This is a genomic window from Actinocorallia lasiicapitis, assembly GCF_054778695.1.
Genome location: NZ_BAAGZI010000119.1, coordinates 1 through 14970, shown reverse-complemented (window position 1 = coordinate 14970; position 14970 = coordinate 1). Strand labels below are relative to the sequence as shown.

General features: G+C 70.1%; 16 protein-coding genes and 1 pseudogene. 5 read left to right on the top strand and 12 right to left on the bottom strand.

Annotated features, from left to right (window positions below; translation table 11 throughout):
- A partial coding sequence (locus ACYVE7_RS15735) for an EsaB/YukD family protein (protein WP_460365437.1) occupies positions 1–419 on the bottom strand: 419 nt, incomplete at its 3' end.
- Positions 420–534: 115 nt separating this feature from the next.
- Here ACYVE7_RS15735 and eccCa point away from each other — a divergent pair.
- Positions 535–4395: a type VII secretion protein EccCa gene (gene eccCa, locus ACYVE7_RS15730; RefSeq protein ID WP_460365436.1), complete on the top strand. Its 3861-nt coding sequence runs from the start codon at positions 535–537 to the stop codon at positions 4393–4395.
- 200 nt (positions 4396–4595) lie between these two features.
- Here the strand turns inward: eccCa and ACYVE7_RS15725 are convergent, their stop codons facing one another.
- Together ACYVE7_RS15725 and ACYVE7_RS15720 are read right to left on the bottom strand one after the other, a co-directional pair.
- Positions 4596–5714 carry a S8 family serine peptidase gene (locus ACYVE7_RS15725; protein WP_460365435.1) on the bottom strand — a complete coding sequence of 373 codons (1119 nt, stop codon included), beginning with the start codon at positions 5712–5714 and terminating at the stop codon, positions 4596–4598.
- Positions 5711–6499, bottom strand: a complete 789-nt coding sequence (locus ACYVE7_RS15720; RefSeq protein WP_460365434.1) for a hypothetical protein — start codon at positions 6497–6499, stop codon at positions 5711–5713. The genes ACYVE7_RS15725 and ACYVE7_RS15720 overlap by 4 nt, the downstream gene beginning before the upstream one ends.
- Positions 6500–6529: 30 nt before the next feature.
- Between ACYVE7_RS15720 and ACYVE7_RS15715 the strand changes: the two genes are divergently transcribed.
- Genes ACYVE7_RS15715 through ACYVE7_RS15705 form a run of 3 tightly spaced genes read left to right on the top strand, consistent with a single transcriptional unit; the run spans position 6530 to position 8102 of the window.
- On the top strand, positions 6530–7063 hold the full coding sequence (locus ACYVE7_RS15715; RefSeq protein ID WP_460365433.1) for a hypothetical protein: 534 nt from the start codon (positions 6530–6532) through the stop codon (positions 7061–7063).
- Positions 7060–7590, top strand: coding sequence for a hypothetical protein (locus ACYVE7_RS15710; protein ID WP_460365432.1), 531 nt, complete (start codon positions 7060–7062; stop codon positions 7588–7590). The genes ACYVE7_RS15715 and ACYVE7_RS15710 overlap by 4 nt, the downstream gene beginning before the upstream one ends.
- On the top strand, positions 7590–8102 hold the full coding sequence (locus ACYVE7_RS15705; RefSeq protein ID WP_460365431.1) for a hypothetical protein: 513 nt from the start codon (positions 7590–7592) through the stop codon (positions 8100–8102). Before ACYVE7_RS15710 ends, ACYVE7_RS15705 begins: the two co-directional genes overlap by 1 nt.
- Here ACYVE7_RS15705 and ACYVE7_RS15700 read toward each other — a convergent pair.
- The 8 genes from ACYVE7_RS15700 to ACYVE7_RS15665 all read right to left on the bottom strand — a co-directional run bounded on the left by ACYVE7_RS15700 (position 7996) and on the right by ACYVE7_RS15665 (position 12683).
- Entirely contained in the window at positions 7996–9234 is a 1239-nt protein-coding gene (locus ACYVE7_RS15700) for a hypothetical protein (protein WP_460365430.1), read from the bottom strand. The two genes, ACYVE7_RS15705 and ACYVE7_RS15700, sit on opposite strands and share 107 nt — an antisense overlap.
- A gap of 109 nt (positions 9235–9343) precedes the next feature.
- Positions 9344–9652, bottom strand: coding sequence for a DUF1416 domain-containing protein (locus ACYVE7_RS15695; RefSeq protein WP_460365429.1), 309 nt, complete (start codon positions 9650–9652; stop codon positions 9344–9346).
- A 36-nt stretch (positions 9653–9688) separates the two neighbouring features.
- Positions 9689–10528: a sulfurtransferase gene (locus ACYVE7_RS15690; RefSeq protein WP_460365428.1), complete on the bottom strand. Its 840-nt coding sequence runs from the start codon at positions 10526–10528 to the stop codon at positions 9689–9691.
- Positions 10525–10962: a DUF4395 domain-containing protein gene (locus ACYVE7_RS15685; RefSeq protein ID WP_460365427.1), complete on the bottom strand. Its 438-nt coding sequence runs from the start codon at positions 10960–10962 to the stop codon at positions 10525–10527. The genes ACYVE7_RS15690 and ACYVE7_RS15685 overlap by 4 nt, the downstream gene beginning before the upstream one ends.
- 110 nt (positions 10963–11072) lie before the next feature.
- Positions 11073–11150, bottom strand: a complete 78-nt coding sequence (locus ACYVE7_RS15680; protein ID WP_460365438.1) for a putative leader peptide — start codon at positions 11148–11150, stop codon at positions 11073–11075.
- A gap of 91 nt (positions 11151–11241) precedes the next feature.
- Positions 11242–11640, bottom strand: coding sequence for a TlpA family protein disulfide reductase (locus ACYVE7_RS15675; protein ID WP_460365426.1), 399 nt, complete (start codon positions 11638–11640; stop codon positions 11242–11244).
- 50 nt (positions 11641–11690) lie between these two features.
- On the bottom strand, positions 11691–12404 hold the full coding sequence (locus ACYVE7_RS15670; RefSeq protein WP_460365425.1) for an LmeA family phospholipid-binding protein: 714 nt from the start codon (positions 12402–12404) through the stop codon (positions 11691–11693).
- Positions 12405–12428: 24 nt separating this feature from the next.
- Positions 12429–12683: a ubiquitin family protein gene (locus tag ACYVE7_RS15665; RefSeq protein ID WP_460365424.1), complete on the bottom strand. Its 255-nt coding sequence runs from the start codon at positions 12681–12683 to the stop codon at positions 12429–12431.
- Positions 12684–12852: 169 nt separating this feature from the next.
- Here ACYVE7_RS15665 and ACYVE7_RS15660 point away from each other — a divergent pair, with 169 nt between their 5' ends.
- Entirely contained in the window at positions 12853–13566 is a 714-nt protein-coding gene (locus ACYVE7_RS15660) for a winged helix-turn-helix transcriptional regulator (protein ID WP_460365423.1), read from the top strand.
- Between the two features lie 91 nt (positions 13567–13657).
- On the opposite strand, the pseudogene ACYVE7_RS15655 reads toward ACYVE7_RS15660, so the two are convergent.
- Positions 13658–14944 (bottom strand): annotated as a pseudogene (locus ACYVE7_RS15655) (flavin monoamine oxidase family protein); the annotation flags it as partial.
- Positions 14945–14970 lie beyond the last annotated feature (26 nt).

The window sequence follows — 14970 nt, the reverse complement described above, 5'->3', positions numbered from 1 at the left end:
TCACCGCCGCCGCGCAGCACCAGCAGCAGGACGGTCACCGCGCACGCCAGCACCCCGACGCCGAGCCCGGCCCGCCTGGTCAGCGCGGGACTCCACCGGTCGGGGCGCTCCCGGACGGCCGTGGCGATCACGTCGGGGACGTCGTCAAAAGCCAGTTCGGGGAGCTGCGCCGTGCGGGGCCGCAGGTAGAGCACCTCGCCGTCGCGGACCCCGGCCTGGCCTGGCGAAGCACCCAGGTCGAACGGCGCCTCGTCGAGCCGTTGCAGCACCCAGCCGCCGTGCGCGAGCCCCTCGTTGGCGAGATCGGCTCCGGAATGGCGCAACAGAACGGGCAGAAGCGAACCGAACGGAACGTCAGAGGGCAAAGAGAGGTCGATTCTGCGTTCCGGCCCCGCGACCGTGATCCTGCACAGATCCACCCGGTTCCCTCCGTCGGCGTAGCCCTAGGATGCTGATTTCTACCAAATGCGGCCATTGAGGGGAAATTTGAGTACCGAGCTCGTTCGCCGGAGAGAACGCCGCAAGCCCCCTCAAATGCCTCGGGGGGAGATTCTGCTGGAATCACCGCCCGAAGTCCCCGAACACATCTCCGACGGCGGCCGCCAGGCGATGATGTACCTGCCGATGCTCGCCGGATCCGGGTCGATGGTCTTCATGGTCGCGCAGCCCGGATCGTCCCCGCTGACCTGGGTGACGAGCGGACTGTTCGCCCTGTCGATGAGCGGGATGATGCTCGGCCAGATCGGCCAGGGCGCCGGCGAGCGGAAAGCGAAACTCAACGCCGAACGGCGCGACTACCTGCGGTATCTGGGGCAGGTTCGGGCGCGCGTGCGGAGCGCTGCCAAGGAGCAGCGCGAAGCGCTCGAATGGTCCAGCCCCGACCCGGCGACCCTGCCGACCCTCGTGCTCAGCGACCGGCTCTGGGAGCGGCGGCCCTCCGACGACGACTTCGTCAACGTGCGGATCGCGCGCGGCCCGCAGCGGCTCGCCCTCGAACTGGTCGCCCCGGAGACCAAACCGGTCGAAGACCTCGAACCGATGACGGCCGGAGCGCTCAGCCGGTTCACCCGCACCCACTCGACCGTCCAGGACCTGCCGATCGGGGTGGCGCTGCGGTCGTTCGCGCGGGTCGTCCCGGCGGGGGATCCGGCGGCGGTGCGCGGGCTGGCACGGGCCGTCGCCCTGCATCTCGCGGCCTTCCACACCCCCGACGACGTGCGGATCTCGGTGTGCGCCGCGCCCGGGAGGCGAGCGGAGTGGGAGTGGCTGAAGTGGCTGCCGCACGCGCTCCACCCGTCCGAGCAGGACGCGGCGGGGCCGGTGCGGCTGGTCGCCCGCGACCTGTCCGACCTGGAGAAACTGCTCGACATCAGGAACCGGCCCCGGTTCAGCAAAGGGGTCTCCCCCGACGCGCTCCCCTACCACGTGGTGATCGTCGACGGGGTGCGGGCCGACCAGGACTCGCAGCTCGCCGAGGGCATCGACGGCGTCACCGTGCTCGACCTCGACGGCGCGCTGCCGCCGATCTCCGACGATCTGACGCTGCGGCTGCGGGTCGCGCCCCGGCAGGTCGCGCTGCTCACCCGCGATCATGCCGGCAAGGAGACCGCGACCAGGCTCGGCGTGCCCGACACCGTCCCGATCGTCCAGGCGGAGGCGTTCGCGCGGCAGCTCACCCCGCTGCGCGCCAGCGCCGCCGAAGAGATCGCCGACGACGCGCTCGCCGGGCCGACCACCCTGGCCGGGCTGTTCGGGATCGCCGATCCGCGCCGCCTCGACGTCGCCGCGGCATGGCGTCCCCGGCCGCCGCGCAGCAGGCTGCGGGTGCCGGTCGGCGTCGACCCGGCGGGAAGGCCCGTCGAACTCGACATCAAGGAATCCGCGCAGGGCGGCTACGGGCCGCACGGGCTCTGCATCGGCGCGACCGGCGCCGGTAAGTCCGAGTTCCTCCGGACCCTCGTGCTCGGGCTCGCGATGACCCATTCGTCGGAAACACTTAACTTCGTCCTCGTCGACTTCAAGGGCGGCGCGACCTTCCTCGGCATGGACGGGCTGCGGCACGTGTCGGCCGTCATCACCAACCTGGAGGACGAGCTCCCGCTGGTCGACCGGATGTACGACGCGCTCCACGGCGAGATGGTCCGCCGCCAGGAGCTGCTGCGCGCCGCCGGGAACCACGCCTCGCTCCGCGACTACGAGGAGGCGCGCGAACGGGGCGCGAACCTCGCGCCGCTGCCGACCCTGTTCCTCGTGCTCGACGAGTTCAGCGAACTGCTGTCGGCGAAACCCGAGTTCGCCGAGCTGTTCGTGATGATCGGACGGCTCGGACGGTCACTCGGCGTGCATCTGCTGCTGGCGTCGCAACGGCTCGAAGAGGGCAAGCTGCGCGGCCTCGACACCCATCTGTCGTACCGGATCGGGCTGCGGACCTTCTCGGCGATGGAATCGCGGGTCGTGCTGGGCGTCCCGGACGCCTACGAACTGCCGCAGGCGCCGGGGCACGGCTACGTCAAGGTCGGGACCGAGCAGATGACCAGGTTCCGGGCCGCCTACGTGTCCGGGCCGATCGACGAGGACGCCGCCGCCCCCGACGAACCCGGGCTCGGGCGCGGGCAGCACCGGATCGTCGAGTACACGACCGAGTACGTGGCGCCGAGCGTCGAGGAGACGGCGCCGCCCGTCCCGCAGGAGACCCGGCAGGAGACACGCGCGACCCTGTTCGACACGGTCGTCGCGCAGCTCCGCGGGCACGGGCCCGCCGCCCACCGGATCTGGCTGCCGCCGCTCGCCGCACCGCCCACCCTCGACGAGCTGTTCCCGCCGCAGGGCAGGGGCGGGCTGCAGGCCGTCGTCGGGATCGTGGACAAGCCGTTCGAGCAGCGCCGCGACCCGTTCTGGCTCGACCTCGCCGGAGCCGCCGGACATGTCGGGATCGCCGGTGGGCCGCGGAGCGGGAAATCGACCGCGCTCCGCACCCTGATCTGCTCGCTCGCACTCGGACACACCCCGCGCGAGGTGCAGTTCTACTGCCTCGACTTCGGCGGCGGGACCCTCGCGCAGCTCGCCGGGCTGCCGCACGTCGGCGGGGTCGCCTCCCGGCTCGACGGGGACCGGGTGCGGCGGACCGTCGCCGAGGTGAGCGCCGTGCTCGAAGCACGGGAACGGCGATTCGCGGAACTGGGCGTCGACTCGATGGAGGGGTACCGCAGACGGCGCGCCGCCGACCCCGGCCACCTCGGCGACCCGTTCGGCGACGTCTTCCTCGTCGTCGACGGCTGGCTGACGCTCCGGCAGGACTTCGAAGAGCTGGAGAGCACCGTCACCGAACTGGCCGCGCGCGGGCTCGGCTACGGGGTGCACGTGGTGGCCGCGACCCACAAATGGTCGGAGTTCCGGATGTCGGTGCGCGACCTGTTCGGCACCAAGCTGGAACTGCGGCTCGGCGACCCGTATGAATCGGACGTCGACCGCAAACGGGCCGCGAACGTCCCCGAAGGGACACCGGGACGCGGGCTGACCAGGGACGGGCTGCACTTCCTGACGGCGCTGCCGCGGCTCGACGGCGTCCAGGACGGCGACGAGCTGACCGAAGGCGTCGCCGCGCTCGTCACGACCCTCGCCGGGGCGTGGCGGTCGGCGCCCGCACCGCGCGTCCGGCTGCTGCCCGACCGGCTGCAGGTCAGCGAACTGCCCGGAGACACGGGCGCGCGGATCCCGATCGGCATCGACGAGACGGCGCTCGCCCCCGTCCTGCTCGACTTCGCGGCCGACCCGCACTTCCTGATGTTCGGCGACACCGAATCCGGCAAATCCAACCTGCTCCGGCTGATCGTCGAGGGGATCGTGGCCCGCCACACCCCCGACGAGGCCCGCATCATCTTCCTCGACTACCGGCGCTCGCTCCTCGAAGTGGCCGAGACCGAACACCAGGTCGGGTACGCGGCGTCGTCGGCCGCCGCCGAGTCGCTGGTCGGCGGGATCCAGCACGCGCTCGCCAAACGGCTCCCGCCGTCCGACCTCACCCCCGACCAGCTCCGCTCCCGCTCCTGGTGGAAGGGGTCGGACCTGTATCTCGTCATCGACGACTATGAGCTCGTCGCGACGTCGTCCTCACCGCTGTCGCCGCTGGTCGATCTGCTGCCGCAGGCCAGGGACATCGGGCTGCACGTCATCCTGGCGCGCTCCGCGGGCGGCGCCGGGCGGGCCACCTACGATCCCGTCATCCAACGCCTCCGCGAAATGTCCTCCCCCGGCCTGCTCCTGTCGGGCAACCGCGACGAGGGCGTCATCCTCGGCAACCTCCGCCCCACCCCCCTCCCCCCGGGCCGCGGCACCTTCCTCGACCGCAAATCCGGCCCCCGCCTCATCCAAACCGCCCTCCGCCCCACCCCCTGACCCCGCAATATGACGATCTGTGCCGCCGCCACCCCCGCACCTCCTCCCCACCGACGACGCCGCCTCAAAACCCACCCCGAACACTCCGCCAGCCCACGGACCTCTCCCTGCCCCCGCCGCCCGGACGAACCGCTAAGCGGGGAACCACCGCCGAACGCGTAGGCCGAAAGCGCCGACGCCCGGAATGGTGACCCGGCCGGTCAGCGGGAGGGGGCGCGCCAGTGGCGGGTGCGGCCTCGGGGGAGGGCTACGGCCAGGGCCAGGGCGAGCAGGGTGCCGCCGAGGGCGGTGGCGGTGATCGTCAGAGCGATGGTGCGGGTTCGGGTGTTCGGTGGGGGTGGGGAGGGGAGGGCGACGTCGCGGGGGGTAGCGGAGACCGGGGGTGCGGGGAGGATCGCGGTGACGGCCTGGAGGGGGTCGATGAGGCCGGGGGAGGTGGTCGTCGTCTCGATCCGGCGGGCGACCTCGGGTGCGGTGAGGGCGGGGTGGGCGGAGCGGATGAGGGCGGCGACGCCGGAGACGAACGGGGCGGCGAAGCTGGTGCCCTGGTAGTCGAAGTTCCAGCCGCCGCCCGGCCATGTCGAGACGATGGCCTCGCCGGGGGCCGCCACGGAGACCCGGGTGGCGGGATCGGCGAACTCGGTGATCTTCCGGTCGCTCGCCACGGCCGTGACGGACAGGACACCCGGATACTGGGCCGGGTAGACGGGCCTCGCCTTGCCGGTGTCCTCGGGATCGACGTTGCCCGCCGCGGCCACCACGACGACGTCCTGCCGGAGCGCGTACGCGACGGCCTGCTTCAACGACGGCGTGTCATAAGGAGTCTGCGCGGACACGTTGATGACCTTCGCGCCGCGCCGGACAGCCGCCACGATCCCCAACGCCAGCCGTTTGTCGGAGTTGCCCTGATCCCGATCCGCGATCTTCACCGACAGGAGTCGTGCGTCCGGCGCGACCCCGACGAACGGCACCTTCGGAAGGGACCGCGCCGCGATGATCCCGGCGACGCCCGTCCCGTGGCCCGCGCAGTCGGCGTCACCGGTCTTCGTCAGATCGATCGCCGCTCCCGCCGCCGCGCCCTTGAGCTGCGGATGGCGGAAATCGACCCCGCTGTCCACGACGGCGACGACCACCCCGCGCCCCGTCGAGACCCGGTGCGCCGCCGCGACGCTCAGCACCTGCTGCGCCCACGGCTCCCCCGTCACCTCGGGCCGTCCCGGCTCCAACCGGCAACCGGGCGCGGCCCGAGCCGGAACGGCCGGCGCGAGCGACGCCGCCGACAGGACGAGCACGGCGAGCGCCCTCATCGCGCGGGTCACCAGTTGAGGAGGCCGAAGAACTCTTCGCCCAGGTGCACGGCGGCGCTCTGGACGAGGCCCGAGGGGTCGCGTTTGCCGCCGTCGAGGCGGTGGGCCATCGCGAAGACCGCGAGGTTGCCGTTGACGTAGATGCCGCCCCACGTGTTGACGGTCCTGCCCTTGATCGACGGGACGCCGGGGGCGGGCCCGGGGTCGAGGAGGTAGGGGTAGAGGCCCAGTTTCTTGACGGCGGCGGCTTCGGCGGCGGTCCGGAACGGCATCACCACGACCGTGACGATCGCGGTCCGCTTCTTGGCCACGTAGGCGGCGGCCCGGTACTTGCCGACGCACGGGTGGGCCGCCAGCATCTTCACGAACGCCTTGCCGCCCTGTGTCTTGCAGACCCCGGCGGTGCGCTTCACCCGCACGAACGAGTCGTCGTAGGCCGTCCGGACGTATCTGTCCCTGAACAGGTCGGGCACGACGGTCCGGACGCGTTTGTGCGGCCGGATCGTCGGGGTCGGCTGCGGCTCGTCCTTGGGGAAGGCGAAACCGGGCAGGGTGATCTGGTTCTTCGACTGCTTCATCACCTTGTACCCGACGGCGCCCACGGCACCGGCGAGCAGCAGGAAGACCAGCCCGAAGACGGCCATGTTCGAATACACCCGGCGGCGGCGGCGCGGCGGCAGCGGGGGCCGGACGAACGGCGAGACGGGCTCGTACGGCGGCTGGAGAAGGTCAGGCTGACCGGACCCCCCGAAATACTGCTGATCGGGGTGTTGCGGATGAGGCGTCCAGTTGGCCATAACCTGGCACCTTATTACTACGATCATCCAATGCAGCCGGAAACTACCGAAGTGCCGCCCAGAAACCGACTGATTGTCCCGTTCGCTGTGGGGACGACGGTCGTGGCGCTCACCTCGGCCGTCGCGGTCCTCGGCGGCTTCAAGGCCACCGCACCCGCCACTCCGAGCGCCGACGCGACCATCGACCAGGTCCGCTTCAAGTCCAGGATCCTCCAGGTCACCGGTGCCGACGGCAAGCTCACGGTCCGGCTGCGCGTGGAGAACACCGGCGCGGAGTCGGCGTTCCTGACCGCGTTCCAGACGACCTTCGTCGCCCTGCCCAAGAACGGCGGCCCCACCGAACCCGATGAGATCGACGCCACGTCCCGGTACCTCCAGCCGGGTCTGCCCGCCGAGGTCACCGTCGCCTGGCGGGGCTTCCCCAGCCCCGGCCCGCCGACCGTCCGGTTCGCCTTCGCCAAGTGGACTTACCAGCAGGGCTTCAGCAACGACTCCTTCGACTGGTTCCCCGACGACCTGAAGAACGACCAGCCCGTCGCGATCGTGGAGGCGGCCGTCCGATGATCGAGCAGATCGCCGCGCCCAAGGCGCGCGCCGACTCACGCCTCCACCGGATCTTGAGCACCGGCGCGGGAATCCTCCTGCTGGCCGGGGCCGTCGCGGTGTGGCGGACGGGCCCGCAGATCGAGGCGACGACCACCGACCCCATCCGCACCGACGGCGTCCTCGGCGCCGAGATCACCACCGACGCGTTCAAGGTGAAGGCGATCCAGGTGACGACCGGACGGACCGCGAAGGACTCCCTCGGCACCACGCTCACCAGCGCCGAAGGCGTCTACGTGACGGTGCGGATCGCCGGTCAGGGCGTCGGCGAGCCGTGGCGGATCAGCGCCATGCTGGAATCCGGCGGCAAACGCTACCGCTCGGACTCCGGGCTGGTCACAGCGTTCGAACCGGAACTGTGGCGGACCGAGGACCTCGTGTTCGAGGTGCCGCCGGAGCGGGTGAAGGGCGCGCATCTGGTCGTCGGGATCTCCTCGATGCTCCTCCAGCTCACGCCCGAAGCCGACATCGATCTGAAGGTGGAGTGATGCATCCGGCCGCCCAGACCCGCGAGGATCTGCCCGTCCTGCGCCCGCGGATGAACCCCGCGAAGCGGCGGGCGCTGGAGCTCGGCGCGCTCGCGCTGCTGGCCGTCGTGCTGATCGAGGTCCGCTGGTGGGACGATGTCCGCCAGGTCCAGCAGACCATCGACCGTCCCGAGCGGGTCACGGCCGTCACCGATCGGGGGGACTTCGCGGGCGCGTCCTGGACGCTCACCGACAAGCGGGTCACCGAGTCGGGGGTCGTCTACCGGCTGCTGGCCGTCCCGGCCGACCAGACGGCGGGCGACGGGCTGATCGGCGTCCGCTACCGGGTGCGCGGCTCGTCGCTGTGGTCGGCGGCCGGTGACGTGTGGAAGAAGGGCGCGCCGGGCCGGCCGACCGTCGTCACCGTCACGGCCGGGCTGCCCAGGGAGCGGGCTGATACGGCTGTGCTGGAGCTGCTGGTGCAGGACCCGGGGGGTTCGGGTCCGGTTCCGGTGCTGCGTTTCGCTCGCTGACGCGCTGGATGACCAGGTCGAACGCGGCGGCCAGCAGCCCGATCCTGAGCAACTGGAACAGCAGGCCCGTCCCGTAGCCGATCAGGTCGAGCCGGGGCAGCCACCACGCGATGTCCCGGGGGCCGACGAGCACGTAGATCGCCCGGTTGGTGAGGTCCTCCACGACGTCCAGGCCGACGTAGAGCAGCGCGAACATGCCGAACGGCAGCAGCCCGGCCCGGCCGATCAGCCGCATCCCGTACCAGGCGGGCAGCCACTTGTCGCGCAGCCCTCGGGTCAGGAACTCCCGCAGGGTCCGCCGCTCCTGTTCGCCTTCGGCGGGCCGCTCCCCCAGCCCCGCGCCGCGGGCGAGCCGCGCCCCCATCCGTCCGGTGCCGAACACGGCGCGTTCGTCGGCGGCGTCCACGCCCAGCACGACGCCCGCGATCACCAGCCAGAGCAGCGACCCGAGCACCGGCTCCTTGACGTGCTCCCACACGGTTCCGAGGTGCTCGGCGGGCAGCGCGTCCCAGAACACCCGTGAGGTCAGCCAGTCGACGCCCTTGCCGCGCAGCTCGTCGATGGTGAACACGCCGTACAGGGCGAACGCGCACTCGCAGAACGCCCCGGCCAGTGCCGACACTCGCGGCAGCGGTTCGGTCAGCCACCGGTCGATCGCCACCCGGACGGCGAAGAACACCACGACCAGCAGCACCGCGACCCAGAGCTGCTTCTGGATGGACAGCAGCGCGTTCATCGCCGCGCCCATCTCGCCTTCGGCGATGCCCCGCGAGGTGACGGCCTGCTGGAAGTCCTGGGCGTCGCGGCCGAACCAGCCCCACGCCAGATAGAAGATCATGAACGGGAGGACGGCCCGGCTCAACGCGTCGATCAGCGGTTCGTCGTTCCCGACGGCCCAGGAGGCCAGGGCGCCGCTCTCGTCCCGTTCGGAGATCGCCGGCAGCCCCTCCCTGACGCTGTGCAGCATCGCCACCGTCACCGCGAGATGCGTGACGACCATCAGGCTCACCAGCAGCAACGGCAGCCACGACGCCTTCAGCCCGACCTCGAAACCCAGCCATTGGAGGCCGTAGCGGACGCTCTGCCCGACCGTGTACCAGAGCGCCAACGGCACGAAGTACCGCCCGCTCAACCGCGCAGCGGACACCGGAAGGGAGATAGCCGACATAGCCGAAGATCTTAGACAGCAAAGGACCCCGTGACCGAGCAGATCACGGGGTCCTCGCTTGAGATCACACCGCTTAGATGGCGACCTCGAGGCTGGCGATCTCGCCGACCTTGGCGCTGATGCTGGAGTCCGTCGAGATCCCGCCGGGGGCGAGCACGCGGACCGTCCAGTCGCCGTCGGCGGCGAAGAACCGGAAGACACCCTCGTCGCTGGTCACGACCTCGGCGGTGAACTCACCGGTCGAGTCGAGCAGCCGAGCGTAGGCGCCCGAGACCGGGGCGCTGTCACGGGTGACCGTGCCCTGGATGACGGCCTCGTTGTTGAGGTCGACGGTGGCGGGCAGGGCCGCGGTCTGCGCCGGCGCTGCGCATCCCTGAGTCATGATTTTTCTCCTCTTGCTGGGTATGTGCGGCGGGATTTACTTGGCGGGACCGAGCTCGACGGGCACGCCCACGAGCGAGCCGTACTCGGTCCAGGAACCGTCGTAGTTCTTGACGTCGGACAGACCCAGCAGCTCGTGCAGGGCGAACCAGGTGTGCGAGGAGCGCTCGCCGATCCGGCAGTAGGCGATGGTCGCCTTGTCCAGGTCGACGCCGGCCTCGGTGTAGAGCTCGCGGAGCTCCTCGTCGGACTTGAAGGTGCCGTCGTCGTTCGCGGCCTTCGACCACGGGATCGAACGGGCGGTCGGCACGTGGCCGGCGCGCTGCGCCTGCTCCTGCGGCAGGTGGGCGGGGGCGAGCAGCTTGCCGGAGAACTCGTCGGGGCTGCGGACGTCGATCAGGTTCTTCTTGGCGATGGCCTCGACGACCTCGTCACGGAAGGCGCGGATCGACAGGTCCTGCTCCTGCGCCTTGTAGTCGGTGGCCGGACGCGAGGGGACGTCGGTCACGAGCTCGCGGGAGTCGAGCTCCCACTTCTTGCGGCCGCCGTCGAGGAGCTTGACGTTGGAGTGGCCGTAGAGCTTGAAGTACCAGTACGCGTAGGCCGCGAACCAGTTGTTGTTGCCGCCGTACAGGATCACCAGGTCGTCGTTGGCGATGCCCTTGGCGGACAGGAGCTGCTCGAAGCCGGCCTGGTCGACGAAGTCGCGGCGGACCGGGTCCTGAAGCTCGGTCTTCCAGTCGATCTTCACGGCGCCACGGATGTGGCCCTTGTCGTAGGCGGACACGTCCTCGTCCACCTCGACCAGAACGACGGCGGGGGCGTCAAGGTTGGCCTCGACCCAGGCGGCGTCGACGAGAACGTCGTTGCGGCTCATTGTGGAACCTCCTCGGGGTTGTACTTCTTCGGTGTCACACGCTTGATGATCAGAAACATTTCGCAGCCGAGGCAGAACCCGAACGCGGCGTTCAGGAAGGCTGCCCCGAGGGCGAAGGCGGCGGCTGTGATCCCCAGCCAGCCGATTCCCAGGCTGTATCCGGCCACGCCCACCAGCGCGAACCCGAGACCGACTCCCTGCGCGAAACGCGGCGGGGCTTCGTCTTCGAGCTCTCCTGGGGGGCTCAAGCGCGGCCGTACGAAGCGGCTGTAGATCAGCCCGTACGGATGGTGACGCAGTCCGAAGAAGGCTCCGATCGCGAACACCACGGCCTGAGCGGCTAGCACCGGCCAGCTCCCCGTAGCGAGAACCACCAGCAGGACGATCGTCGTCAGGGCAGCGGAAAAGCGCTGACCTCTTGGGTCGATTTTCATTGCCGGTTTACTCCAGAGGGAGTGGAAGTGCGTTGCCAGGCGGGGTGCAGGGAATTGAACTCCCCGCTACAGCGGCTGTATTCCGCGATGAATACAGAGCGGCGCTGTTCTCAGGCCATGCGACAGAGCGCGGTCGAAACGCGGCAGTAATCGACTGCCCGTCGCTTCGTCAGCTTCTGCTCTGTCATGTAACGCACGACCACGATGTTACGAGGGTTCGCGCCGAATGTCACCTCCCGTCTCGCGGTTTGAGACAGTGACTCCCGTCATACCCGCAGGTCACACCGGTATGGAGCGTCCCAAAACCGCGATGACATCGGCTTTCCGAGGCTGCCCCGCGGCCCGGTTCACGATCGTCCCGGCGGGGTCGAGCACCAGCACGGTGGGGGTTTTCAGGATGTTCAGCTCACGAACAAGATCGAGCCGGGACTCGGCGTCGAGTTCGATGTGGACCACTCCGGGGATCATTTCGGCCACCTCGCCCAGAATGCGTTTGGTGGCGCGGCAGGGGGCGCAGAAGGCGCTGGAGAACTGCACGAGGGTGGCCCGCTCGCCGAGCTCGAAATCCCAGGTGTGCGTCACGTGCTGTTCCTTGAGACGTCCGGTCCGCCGCTGCCAGACCAGCCCGAAGACGGTCGAGGCGGCCAGGACGACGAACGCCACGATCATTCCTGCCATCCCTCCACGTTACGTCAGAGGGACGGGGTGCTCCTGCCCGTCAACGAGAGCTAGCGGGGGACGACGAGGGTGCCGTTCAGCGGGACGTTGTCGGCTTCGCCGGTGATCCGCAGGCCGGTCTCGGTGGGCTCGACCTTGGTGATCCGCGAGCCCATCGGCAGGCCCGTCACCGGGATGACGGTCTTGAGCTGCTCCTGGACCAGCCCGATCGGCACCTGGATCAGCCCGCCGACGGCCCGGACGGACTGCGGCGTCACCACGATCCCCTCCTTGGTGGGCCGGATCGACACCACGACGCCCACCTCGGCGTTCTGGCCGAGGAACGCGTACGTCCCTTCCAGGAGGACGTCATTGCCGTCGCGCGAGACCTTCCTCACCCCGCGGGAAGCAACTTGTTGCTGGATGTAGGAGTAGGGGATCACCGCGGACGCCGTCGCCTCACGGGCCCGCAGATTGCTCTTGTCCCCGTTGACCAGGTCGGCGAGCGGCGCGTTGAGCCCGCTCAACCGGATCCGGACGTCCTGCACGGTGACGCCCTGCTGCGTGTAGTCGCCGATCTGCACGTCGATCTGGTCGTAGGTGCCGCTGAGCGCCTGCGTCAGGAACGGGAACCCGCCGATGTCGACCGCCGGCTCCCGGTCGAGCGCGTACTGGGCGGCCACCTGCCGCGCCACCTCCGACTCGGCGCGCGCCTTCGCGAACCGGTCCGCACCCACCACCCCGACGACGACCAGCACGAGCAGGACGACCAGAAACTTCCGCATGGATCCCTACCTTTCCATGTGATGTCAGCCACCGGCGAAGGGAGGGAGAACTTCCAACACTCCGTTTTCGGGCAACTCCACCGCGTCATGGGGGCGGTTCCCCACCTGCTGCCCGTCGAGCAGGAAAGAGCTGCGCTCCAGGACCCGCGAGAACTCGGAATCCCTTGCCTGCCGGGCGTTCCGCAGCGCCTCGCCCAGGGTCGCCGCGACGTAGGGTTCTTCCGCGACGCCCGCCGCGGAACGGGCTGCCGCCCAGTATCGGATCACACCGTTGGCCATCGTCCAAGGATCTCATTCATGTATCGCGCGTAATGAATCAGTACGTCGGCCATTGCCCCATTGAGGCACTCGTATAAGCTTCAAGCGAAGGATCCGGGCAGCGAGGCCCCCGGGTCCTTGACGTCTTTTTGGGGCAGTTCACCCCGAAGGCAAGAGAGGGAGGCGGCCGTTGAGCAGCTTGCTGTTGCTCACCAACGCACTGGAACCGTCGGATGAGGTTCTACCAGCGCTGGGTTTGCTCTTGCACTCGATCCGCGTCGCACCCGCGGAGGCATCCGCGTTGATCGACGCGCCCCCCGCCGACGCGATCCTCGTCGACGCGCGCCGCGATCTGGTCCAGGCGAAGAGCCTGTGCCGGCTGCTGCGCACCACCGGGCTCGACTGCCCGCTGCTGGCGATCGTCACCGAGGGCGGCCTGGCCGCCCTCACCCCCGAGTGGGGTCTGGACGACGTCCTGCTGCAGGCGAGCGGGCCTGCTGAGGTGGAGGCCCGGCTCCGGCTGGCCATCGGCCGCAGCAACTCCGGTGAAGCCGACGATCAGCCCGGCGAGATCCGCAGTGGGGATCTGACCATCGACGAGGCCACGTACACGGCGCGCCTGCGCGGACGTGTACTGGACCTCACCTTCAAGGAGTTCGAGCTTCTGAAGTACCTGGCCCAGCATCCGGGCCGTGTCTTCACCCGGGCTCAGCTCCTGCAAGAGGTCTGGGGCTACGACTACTTCGGCGGCACCCGCACGGTGGACGTCCACGTCCGCCGGCTCCGTGCCAAGCTGGGCGCCGAGTACGAGTCGCTGATCGGTACCGTCCGCAACGTCGGCTACCGTTTCGTCCCCGACCACCGCCCCGGCGACCACGAAGAGGCGCTGACCACGCGCCCCTAGCGTCGAAGGACGCACCTGGAACGTTCTATCCCAGGTGCCGAAAGAGGCTCCCCGCAACGTCGCGGCAGGAGCCCCTTTTCGTCCCCTACCGCTACCGGCCGAGGGCTTTCAGGACTTCGCGTGCGGCGCGCTCACCGGACTCGACGCCGCCGTTCAGGTAGCCCTGGCTGTGCACCGAGGTGTGCTCGCCCGCGAAGTGCAGGCAGCCTTCGGCGTCGCCCGCGGCTCCCCAGTAGCGGGTGTACTGGCCCGGCCGGAACGTGGCATAGGAGCCGCGCGCCCACGGGTCGTCGACCCAGGAGTCCAGCCAGGAGCGGCCGTTGTAGGCGGCGCTCATCCCCGGGACCAGCCGCTCGATCAGCCGCAGCGCGTCCTTGACGACGTGGGCGGGCGCCTTGCCGTGGGCCCGGGCGGTCGGGTAGTTCGCGCCCGCCGCGCCGCCGGAGAAGATCGTGAGCAGGTCCTTCTTGGCGGGGTGGCCGCCGGAGCTGCTCCAGCTTCCCAGGCGCGGAATGTCGCTGGAGAACGTGCCGTCCCAGCCGTGCTCGGCGAACCGGTCGTCGAACTGGAGCAGCAGTTTCGCGTTGGTGCCCATGCCGAGGTTGTCGATGACGTCGCGTTTGCGGGCACTGAGCCCGGAGCCGTCCAGGTCGACCTGGCGGAGCGCGGTGAACGGCAGCGCGAAGATCACCCGATCGGCGAAGACCGGTCGGCTCGAGTGCCCGAACCGCAGTTCGTACCGTGCGCCGTTCCTGCGGACGGCCGTCAGCGGCGCGTTCATCCGCAGCACGCCCTTGGGCAGCCGGCGGGCGAGCAGGTTCGGGACCCGGTCGTTGCCGCCTCGGACGTGCCACCGCTCGTCGGCCCCCTCGTAGGGCGCGGTGAACTGCTCGATCAGGTTGATCGCGCTGAGATCCTCGGGGTCGCCGCCCCAGAAACCGGTGATCTGGTCGGCGAGCGCGGTGTGCAGCAGGGAGCCCGCGCCGCCCGGCACGTTCCGGTCCAGCCAGTCGCGGACCGACAGCCCGTCGAAGGCGCGGGCGGCGGGCCCCGCCTTCGCGGACGTGTAGGGGCCGATCCGTTTCGTGTCGCGTTCGAGCCGTTTCAGGACGGTCGGCAGGTCCTTGAACACCACCCGCGGATCACGGATCTTGCCGCGCAGGTAGAGCACCGGCTCGCCCTTGGATTCGGGGATCTTCTCCCCGTCGTCGAGCTTCAGGCCCAGCTCCCTGACGAGCCGCCGCAGGTGGACGTGGCGGGTGTCGATGAACTCGCCGCCGTGCTCGGCGGTCTGGCCGCCCGCGAAGCCGCGCGCCGTCCAGCACCGTCCGCCGACCCGGCCGCCGTTCGCCTCGTAGAGGCTGACGTGCACGCCGCTGCGGGCGAGGCGCTAGGCGGCCGTCA

Excerpts from the sequence above, each read along its gene's own strand:
- eccCa (WP_460365436.1), top strand. The coding sequence starts at position 535 with ATGCCTCGGGGGGAGATTCTGCTGGAATCACCGCCCGAAGTCCCCGAA.
- ACYVE7_RS15720 (WP_460365434.1), bottom strand. The coding sequence starts at position 6,499 with ATGGCCAACTGGACGCCTCATCCGCAACACCCCGATCAGCAGTATTTC.
- ACYVE7_RS15715 (WP_460365433.1), top strand. The coding sequence starts at position 6,530 with ATGCAGCCGGAAACTACCGAAGTGCCGCCCAGAAACCGACTGATTGTC.
- ACYVE7_RS15710 (WP_460365432.1), top strand. The coding sequence starts at position 7,060 with ATGATCGAGCAGATCGCCGCGCCCAAGGCGCGCGCCGACTCACGCCTC.
- ACYVE7_RS15705 (WP_460365431.1), top strand. The coding sequence starts at position 7,590 with ATGCATCCGGCCGCCCAGACCCGCGAGGATCTGCCCGTCCTGCGCCCG.
- ACYVE7_RS15695 (WP_460365429.1), bottom strand. The coding sequence starts at position 9,652 with ATGACTCAGGGATGCGCAGCGCCGGCGCAGACCGCGGCCCTGCCCGCC.
- ACYVE7_RS15690 (WP_460365428.1), bottom strand. The coding sequence starts at position 10,528 with ATGAGCCGCAACGACGTTCTCGTCGACGCCGCCTGGGTCGAGGCCAAC.
- ACYVE7_RS15685 (WP_460365427.1), bottom strand. The coding sequence starts at position 10,962 with ATGAAAATCGACCCAAGAGGTCAGCGCTTTTCCGCTGCCCTGACGACG.
- ACYVE7_RS15680 (WP_460365438.1), bottom strand. The coding sequence starts at position 11,150 with ATGACAGAGCAGAAGCTGACGAAGCGACGGGCAGTCGATTACTGCCGC.
- ACYVE7_RS15675 (WP_460365426.1), bottom strand. The coding sequence starts at position 11,640 with ATGGCAGGAATGATCGTGGCGTTCGTCGTCCTGGCCGCCTCGACCGTC.
- ACYVE7_RS15670 (WP_460365425.1), bottom strand. The coding sequence starts at position 12,404 with ATGCGGAAGTTTCTGGTCGTCCTGCTCGTGCTGGTCGTCGTCGGGGTG.
- ACYVE7_RS15665 (WP_460365424.1), bottom strand. The coding sequence starts at position 12,683 with ATGGCCAACGGTGTGATCCGATACTGGGCGGCAGCCCGTTCCGCGGCG.